General features: G+C 37.2%; 6 protein-coding genes. 1 reads left to right on the top strand and 5 read right to left on the bottom strand.

Annotated features, from left to right (window positions below):
* Window positions 1–813 precede the first annotated feature (813 nt).
* From F6K54_RS34705 to F6K54_RS34720, 4 genes are all read right to left on the bottom strand, one after another.
* Entirely contained in the window at window positions 814–2,892 is a 2,079-nt protein-coding gene (locus F6K54_RS34705; protein WP_293088200.1) for a dynamin family protein, read from the bottom strand.
* Window positions 2,893–2,992: 100 nt separating this feature from the next.
* On the bottom strand, window positions 2,993–3,322 hold the full coding sequence (locus tag F6K54_RS34710; RefSeq protein WP_293088202.1) for a hypothetical protein: 330 nt from the start codon (window positions 3,320–3,322) through the stop codon (window positions 2,993–2,995).
* An 864-nt stretch (window positions 3,323–4,186) separates the two neighbouring features.
* On the bottom strand, window positions 4,187–4,501 hold the full coding sequence (locus tag F6K54_RS34715) for a hypothetical protein (RefSeq protein ID WP_366558316.1): 315 nt from the start codon (window positions 4,499–4,501) through the stop codon (window positions 4,187–4,189).
* Window positions 4,502–4,568: 67 nt separating this feature from the next.
* The gene (locus F6K54_RS34720) at window positions 4,569–5,237 is read right to left on the bottom strand and encodes a phosphoribosyltransferase (protein WP_293088204.1); all 669 of its coding nucleotides are present in this window, start codon (window positions 5,235–5,237) and stop codon (window positions 4,569–4,571) included.
* A 1,138-nt stretch (window positions 5,238–6,375) separates the two neighbouring features.
* On the opposite strand from F6K54_RS34720, the gene F6K54_RS34725 reads away from it, so the two are divergent.
* Entirely contained in the window at window positions 6,376–7,797 is a 1,422-nt protein-coding gene (locus F6K54_RS34725; protein ID WP_293088206.1) for a S8 family peptidase, read from the top strand.
* 261 nt (window positions 7,798–8,058) lie between these two features.
* On the opposite strand, the gene F6K54_RS34730 is transcribed toward F6K54_RS34725, so the two are convergent.
* On the bottom strand, window positions 8,059–8,488 hold a 430-nt coding region (locus tag F6K54_RS34730; RefSeq protein ID WP_293088208.1), incomplete at its 5' end, for a hypothetical protein.

Genomic DNA, 8,488 nt, shown 5'->3' on the forward strand with positions numbered 1-8,488 from the left:
GCATCAGACTACCGCCAAGGAAGCAGCACCCTGTGTTAGCGGCAGCTATGCGAAGCAAAGCGTCAACCCGCCGAAGAGCTACGGCTCAGTAGGAATCCCCGCGCCTAACAGCCGGGGAGGATGTCAAACAAACTATCTTTACACAGTAAGAATTTCAGCTTCTAAAAAGTATAATTTATTTTGTTGTAAGCATTCAGCAGTCAGCCAGCCTCCTATGGTCGGAACTGCGGACTTCAGCTATCAGCTATTGCTTTTAGTTTAGGATCAAAGCAATATTTAATTGTCTTACTACAAAAGTTACTTCCCTTACCCTTAAAGTCAGTTGTTAATTTAAATACTGTCCTATATGAGAAAATCTTGTTGCTGATAGCTGACTGCTAATAGCTGAATGCTTACATTTTGTTTACCTGCTTATAGAACCCATTTGAGATCTATATAATTATGGTAGTCAAGTCTTTTCGCGCATCAATGAGTGAGGAAAAATCATCTGAAGGAGTTGAATTTTTTGTATTATCTCTGCCCACATCTTCCCTCTTCCCTCTTCCCTCTTCCCTTTTCCCTCTTAACTCCTGTCTCCTGTCTCCTGTCTCCTGTCTCCTGACTCCTAGATAAAAAAACTTGGTATTTATCAAGATACCAAATGGGTTCTATAATATTTTTCACTTTAATTAAACAGCTAACTTCTGCCCTCAACTCTTGAAACTCCTACTGCCTTTAAGACAAGTTCTATGTAGTCTATTTACCAAAATCACATAAATTTGTCTCGTTTGTTAAAAGCTGCTGCTTTTGTCAAATTTTGGTTTTCCCTCTTTTTTAAATCATTGTTTCTAGAAAATCCTGATAAACGGCAGCTATTTTTTGATACTCAGATGACACATCAATTTCTAACTGTTGAAAACGAGCTAATTCTGCATCATTATTAATTTCTTGTTCCTGTCTTTGCTGCAGCAAATTATCTAATTCCGACTTCCGAGATTTAATATCATCATCTATCCTTTCTTTAACTTCCCCTTCATAGGTATCAAAACATTCTTTAATAGCATCATAAATAGGTTGCCACTGTTCATTTGCTACTTCAGGCAAATGTTTAACCATCTCTTTTTTCGCTATTTTAACTACTTTTTTCCGTGCTTCATCTGCCTGCATTACACCCACACCTAAACCTAACAAAGCTAAACCAATAGGTCCTAAAGTTATCCCTGTAAAGAAAGTAATTGCTGTATATATTCCTCCTACAGCTAACAAATTTAGCAAGATGTTTTTCCAATCAAAACCTGCTCCGGCCATAGCAATACCTGCGATATTACCCCTAGCTAATGAAAATAATCCCATAGCCCATTTTGCCCAGCTAGGAGCGTTATCTTCAGTGGAAACAGAAAGGACAGATTTGACCTTTTTTCCTGTTAGTTTTTCAGTGATTTTATCTGTAACTTTTGTATAGGAAGCACCATAATGAGCAGCTCTTCTAGAAAGTTGTAAAAATGCTGCATCCATCTTATTTTCAACAGTAATAGTCCATGCTGCTAATTTATCACTAATATATTGTTCAAATCCTTTTTTTAGTTCTATTTCAAAAGCTTCTCTTTTACCAGGGTTAATGAAATCTAGAAATTTCATATCTGGTTGATAGCGCAAAAAGTCTGATTCAAAAGTATGTTCCAGGCCTAGGACATAAGAACGAAAAGAATTAGCAATTTCAGTTGCTTCTTTATCTCGAACAGTTCTAATTTCTGACTGAAATTGGTCGCGAATTTCAGCAAGTTTATGAAACTCTGGTGCTACAGAATTAATCTTATTTATTAGCTCTTCAATATTCTGTTCTAATAAAGGAGTACGACGGGCGATCGCCTCTTGTAAATGACTATCTGCTTGAGCTGCTACAGTTTTTGCTTGTCGAAATTCTTGAGCTGCTCTTTCTTGAATCAAAAATTGATTTAATGCACCAAAAAATTTTGGAAAACCTGTTCCTTCTAGAGAAGCTGAAGGATTTTTTAACCGCCGTCTTAATGCCAGAATTGAAGATAATTCAAAAACTCTTTCTTGATAGATATTTTTATTTTCTTCTATACAATACTCATTGAGGTTAGCTTGAAAAACTTTTCTTAATCTTATCTCTGCTTCTTCTAATTCTTCTTGGTCATCTGGGTCAATTAAACTCTCTTTAACTTGGTCCCAAGCATTAATTAAAAAGAAGACGCTCAACCCTCTACCTTTAATATAATTTTCTAGATAGCGACGTTCTCCTAAAGTACAAGGTTGAGTTGCTCTCATCACAAATAAAATAGCATGACAATTATTGATATAACCAAGAGACAATTCATTCCGTGCTTCTGTATCATTTAAACCAGGACTATCAACAATTTCTATGCCTTTTTCTAAAATTGGCAGGGGATATTCAACCACTGCATAATTAATATCAGGAAATGCCTGTTTTTTTTCTTGTTCTAATCTTTTTGCCTCTGCTGGGTCAATTGTATAGTTTCGTTTAAAGCTCTTAAAATCTAGTGACAGAGGTTTTTTTCCATCATTAAAATGTATAGTAACTTTTTTGTCTGGTCCAAATTTTAATACAGTTAATAATGCTGTACAAGGATTAACGTCACTAGGTAAAATATTTTCACCTATTAAAGCATTAAGAAATGTACTTTTTCCCCTTTTCATATCTCCCAATACCATCAAGCGAAAAACACCAAGACGGAGATTTTTGCCAGCATTTTCAATATCTTCTATTTCTCTTTCTAAACCTAATTTGCCAGAAGTTTTTTTACCTTCTAATTCTGCTTTTTCTAAAGTTTCAGCTATTGTACATAAACTAGCAGCTACTTCGGTTCTAACTTTAGCTACTCTTTCTAAATCTTGGATGAAATTTTCTGCTTCTATTTTGTGACTCATTTTGATTTGAATAAATTAATTACTTGGTAAGCATTCAGCGGTCAGCTATCAGCCATCAGCTTTATAGGATAACTTAAGCGAGGTAATGTTTTTAGAAGCTCTAATTATCCGAATTATCTTGACCAAAGATAATTTCATATCCTACCCAAGCTACCCCTACTACTAAAACTGCTTTAGCTACCCAAAAACCAATATAAACTGCTGCTACTACTCCCACTACAATCCCTAAAAATTTACCTATCTTTAGCAGTTTTTTCAACTGAAACTTATTTTGTTTCTCTAGTGAATTGTACTTTTCAGTATTATATAAAGGAGGGCTTTTTTTGTTTATTTCAAGTTCTAGTTCTTGTAATATAATTTTTCTTTCTCTCTCTTGCAGTTCTTTTTCTCTCTGCTCTAAGTCATATTTTTTATATTTTTTTTGCTTCATTTTACTTCTCCTGGTGTAACAAAAATTTCACTCAGTAACAACAAAGTAGGACATTGATATAATTAGATTTATTGACTATTACTGATACTACAATTTTCAACACTTCTATGTAAGCATTCAGCCGTCAGCCATCAGCTATCAGCTATTGTGCTTTTAGTTTAGGAGAAAAGCTTTATGAACCGTCTTACTACAAAAGTTGCCTCCCTTGCCCTTAAAGTCTGTTGTTAATTTAAACACCGTCCTTTAAGTAGAGAGTCTTGTTGCTGATAGCTGACTGCTAATAGCTGAATGCTTACACTTCTATTAAATAGATTATCTCTCTTTTGTAACTTTTTCAATAAAACAGTCTGAAATTTTCACTCTAATAGCTGATTTATAAAGTAAATATTAAGAGGCTGAATTTATTGTTATACTTAGGGCCTGCTGAATTATCTTCTTGTAATTCTCAAACTCCTAATACCAATTTGATAAATGTTTGCTACAAATACTTGAACTGTTTCTAGTAGTCAATAGTCATCAGATTTCTAAATTAAACAAGCTATCAAAACTTAAAAAGTATTCATTAAATCAAGAGCAAACAGATAGACAACTTTCAAATATTAGACTTATTCCAAAAGCTAGGAACTAGAAATAGGAAAGATATATAGCATTTCTCATAAAGATGAAGTACATTTACGATCCCCCGCGCATCCCCCTTAAAAAGGGGGACTTTGAAACCTCCCCCCTTTTTAAACGGTTCCCTCCTTACTAAGGGGGGTTAGGGGGGATCTAAAACTGTATCTCACCAATTTGAAAAACGCTATAGATACCGAGCAAAAAGGGATAAAAAAGATTTAATTTTGAATTTTGTAAGAAGTCTATTCTTTAACGAATTAAATCAGCAAAACTAAAAGTGCTAAGAATTAATAATAGTACGGCTGTAAATTGAGAAGCTTGTATTTGAGGAGATGGTGTCAGTGCTTCTCTAACTAAAATAGAAATAGAAGAACCCATTACATAACTCAGACATAATACTAAATATTGCCATTTATCTGTAACACTCCAACACAATAGTAATATTATGGCAAAAACTAACATTATTAACTCGATAAATCCCGGTGGATTATATTGTATACCACCCCTAATATTTTCAAACCACAGTTGTAAAATTCTCATATTTTTGGCATTAAATAAAATCACAAAATTACGATTAATTACTAGAAAAAAAAGAATGTATAGTAATCCAAAATCAAAAAAAATTGTATTTTCACAACCACTCAGTCTGTTGTTGGAGACAAGCCAAAGCAACCTCAGTTTCCACCTGAGTAAACTCAGCATAAAATCGACTCACACTCAAAAATGGCTGAGGAGTTTCCAGTACAATTAAGCGATCGCAACAATCTTGCAAAGATTTAATCAATTCTGGAGGAGCAACTGGCACAGATATCCAGACAGCATTCGGTTTCTGCAACCTAATAGACTTTAACGCAGCTATCATAGTCATACCTGTAGCTATACCGTCATCAACTAAAATTACTAACCTACCAAGAGGAATAACTTCAGGCTTTCCACCACTAAGACATTCTAATTGAGACTGCGCTTTTTCTCTTGCTCTTTCAATTATAGTCTTTTGGACTTGTAAATTCCTTGGTTTGTGCTTCGACCACACTATACAACCATCCGCTGTCACAGCACCAAGAGCTAATTCTGGATTATCCGGTAAAGTAATTTTCTTCGCCACCACCACACTCAAAGGACAACCCAACCGACGCGCAACCATCACTGCTACTGGCAACCCCCCTCTTGGTAGACCATAGACAATAGGCTTAATCATCCACTCAGTAGTCAAATTCATTTGACAGAAATCTGAAAAAATAACCTCGGCCAATTTTTCTCCAGCATCAGTGCGGTCTTGAAATATGGGAATAGATGACATAATTTTCTCCAGCTACTGGCACTTACCAATGGATAATTGATAATTGATAATTAATCGAATCTAGGTAAAAATCCTCTCATGAGCAAGGAGAAAAAAGTGGTCGAGGGATGGTGAGGTCTCCTCGCTGTCCGACCATCGACCAAGAGAAGAAATTAGATTTCCTTATATTCAATCAAGAACGGTTTTAACCAGAGGTAATTATCCATTATTCATTATCCATTATCAATTATCAATTAATGAAATTTTACCTAATGGCCTTGAAGTTGAGACTTTCTACTCAAAACTTTAGACTAAACGCATAGTGGCAATTGATTCTTAAATCTCCTTTCATCTCTACGTTGCTTGGAGACCCGCGCTCTCCCGAAGGGGAAAGTTATAAATTTTTTGTTGTGTTTTAGACACAAAATCTGTATTGTTAAATACAGGTGTTATAAAATCCTACAACAAAGGGCTAGTAACTGTTGGCCATAATCTGGTATAATCGCAGTAGGTGTGGTTTTGTTAAAGAGTCTCTGCTTTTATCAGAGCGTGTAATCAAATTGCGAACACTGTAATTTTAGCTGTGATCGAGATTTGAATGCTAGTTTAAATCTAGCTCAGGCGGTCAGTTCGACCGTGTCAGCTTGTGGACTGGACAGGCGCCGACGTTGCCAGGTAGAAGCAAGAATAGAACAGATAATCATAGATTTATATAGATTATCGTAGGTTTCTAAGAACGGCTAAGGATGTCAGATATTTAAGCATTGACTCTTATTCAATTACTGTCAAGAGCTTTCAGAATCTAGGTTCCAGATGCGTTTTTTGCCCAACAGATTGGATATAGTTGTTTATCTCAACGTTGGTTGAAGACCCGCGCTCTCCCGAAGGGGAGCGTCCCATGGGAAAACCAATCAATTTTGTGGCGCATGCCAATAGTTTGTTAGACTTAAAATTTGGCTGCTGGGCTAGCAGTGTCAGTCTGTGGAGCGCGCCTTTAGACCGAAAAGAGGCTTGACCTTGGAGGCTGGTGCATTGTTAGCGCAGCTCCTCTGCAAGAGGCAGCAGAAAGACCTAAGAGCGCGATGGTTAGGAATCCCGCGCTTTCTCGTAGAGCAGCGTCGGGAAGATGTCAATGTTGAACTAAAACTCAAAAAAAATTATGGTGCTTAATCAACAACAAAACTCGGATATGATTTTCGATGATTCTACCTCCAAGGTCCTTAACGAAGTGGTGATAACAACCATACCAGAGGCTAGAAATGACGATCTCCCCCACAGTCTTGACGTTACTCGGGGTGGGGCCGTGGAAGCAAGTAGCTACGGTGATAATAATATCGACGGCTTCTTACAACGTCATGGAATAGGTGTTCGCTCCATCGAACGTGTTTTCGTTCCTACTAAAGTAGCTCAGGAAAACTCCTTGGGTACAACAATTTCAGCTGAATATGATGAAGATGAACATCAAAAGGGTTTTTCTCGCAGCTACAAGATTGTCTTTGAATCTGATATTTATGTAGAACGGCTCTGTGACGAACTTAAAAAATCCAACGCGATCGAGGATGCATCTCCTAACTTCTTATCAGAAATATGTAAAACTCCTAACGATTCATTATATACAAATCAATGGGGGCCGAAAATAATTGATTCTGAAGAGGCATGGGACATAGAAACAGGCCATGACGATGTTATCATTGCTATTATTGACACTGGGGTCGATCTCACTCATCAGGATTTGAAGTCTAAACTTCTGCCAGGATACGACTTTGTTAACCTCGTCGGTTCCCAATATGGTTGGGATCATAAGTATGGGCCATACACTGCAATTGGAGATTACCGCACCCGTGATAACAACCCATCTGATGAGAATGGTCACGGTACTCATTGTGCTGGCGTTGCTGCTGCTGTTTCCAACAATCAGACTGGCATAACAGGTATGTGTTGGGCAGGTAAAATTCTACCTGTGCGAGTGATGTACAAAATCCAGTTTACTAGATATAAAGACTTTTATAATGGTATCGGAAGTAGTACAGATATTGCCCAAGGCATTAAATATGCAGCCGATCAGAATGCTGATGTGATTAGTATGAGTTTGGGTGGTCCTCCGTTCCCACCTCCAGCTCAACAGAAAGCAGTGAAATACGCCTATGATAAGGGAGTATGTTTAATAGCTGCCAATGGCAATAATGGTACCAGTCAAGCTAGTTATCCTGGTGCTTTTGACCAAACTCTAGCAGTAGGCGCGGTGGATCATAATAAAAATCGTGCTAGTTTTTCTCAATATGGTCCAAATTTTGGCAAGTTTGTCATGGCTCCTGGTGTCCAGATAGTTAGCACTTACCTAAATAATCAGTATGTGAAGATGAGCGGAACCTCAATGGCTACTCCCCATGTTGCTGGTCTAGCAGCTCTGATAATTAGTGTAGCTAAACGCAATAAGAAAACTCCTTCTGTTGAGGATGTTTACAGTATAATTCGTGATACAGCAACAAAACAACCTGGCCAAACCGAGACATTCTATGGCCAAGGATTAGTTAACGCTAAAGCAGCTCTTGAAGCTGCCAAAAAGAAGTTTGGCTCATAAGTAAGTTAGGCTAGACTGCACTAGCATAAATTGACGGAAGGAATGCCATGGGGTAATTCTAAAAATTCCGGTAGTGGTTTACAAGTAGTGATTTTTGCAGTTAGGCTCCTGAAAGTGAAAGGGGTTTAGTTGTAAATATCACTACATATACAGAAATACCAAAATTCTAATAATCAGGACTGCTTACTGATTAGGAGCTTTGTGCCAGAATCATAACTGCTAAAACAGCAATTGTTCTGACACAAGCAGATCTAAAGTAATCTATCGAAATGTCTCTGAAAGTGTAACAGGTGTCACTTCTTCTATAAGTGGAGATTCTTGCAAAGTGGCAATTGCTTTTTTGACATCTGTTTCATTTGATAGACAAAGGGTAAATGCACGTGCAAATCCATATTTATCCTCCACCATCTCCTCTGATGACAAAGTGAAGATAGGCGAGATTTTTTCTCCACCAACGCTACGGATAAGATTTGCGATTTCCTGGGGAATTTGATCTGTGAGTCCTGTAGTCCGAAGCTCCTGAATGGTCTCAAGAGTTACTAGCTTACTGAAATGTACTTCTAACATAGCTGGAACTAACATAGGTTTTTTGCTATTTTTCTGTGGAATTTTGGGAACTTCTGTAAGTCGTGTAGTCTGAAACTCCTGAATGGTCTGTCGTGTAGTCTGAAACTCCTGAATAGTAGCAAGA

The organism is Okeania sp. SIO3B5 (assembly GCF_010692555.1).
Lineage (GTDB): Bacteria > Cyanobacteriota > Cyanobacteriia > Cyanobacteriales > Microcoleaceae > Okeania.

What these genes read in the sequence shown, in the direction of transcription:
- F6K54_RS34705 (WP_293088200.1), bottom strand. Translation starts at nt 2,892, where the DNA reads ATGAGTCACAAAATAGAAGCAGAAAATTTCATCCAAGATTTAGAAAGA.
- F6K54_RS34710 (WP_293088202.1), bottom strand. Translation starts at nt 3,322, where the DNA reads ATGAAGCAAAAAAAATATAAAAAATATGACTTAGAGCAGAGAGAAAAA.
- F6K54_RS34720 (WP_293088204.1), bottom strand. Translation starts at nt 5,237, where the DNA reads ATGTCATCTATTCCCATATTTCAAGACCGCACTGATGCTGGAGAAAAA.
- F6K54_RS34725 (WP_293088206.1), top strand. Translation starts at nt 6,376, where the DNA reads ATGGTGCTTAATCAACAACAAAACTCGGATATGATTTTCGATGATTCT.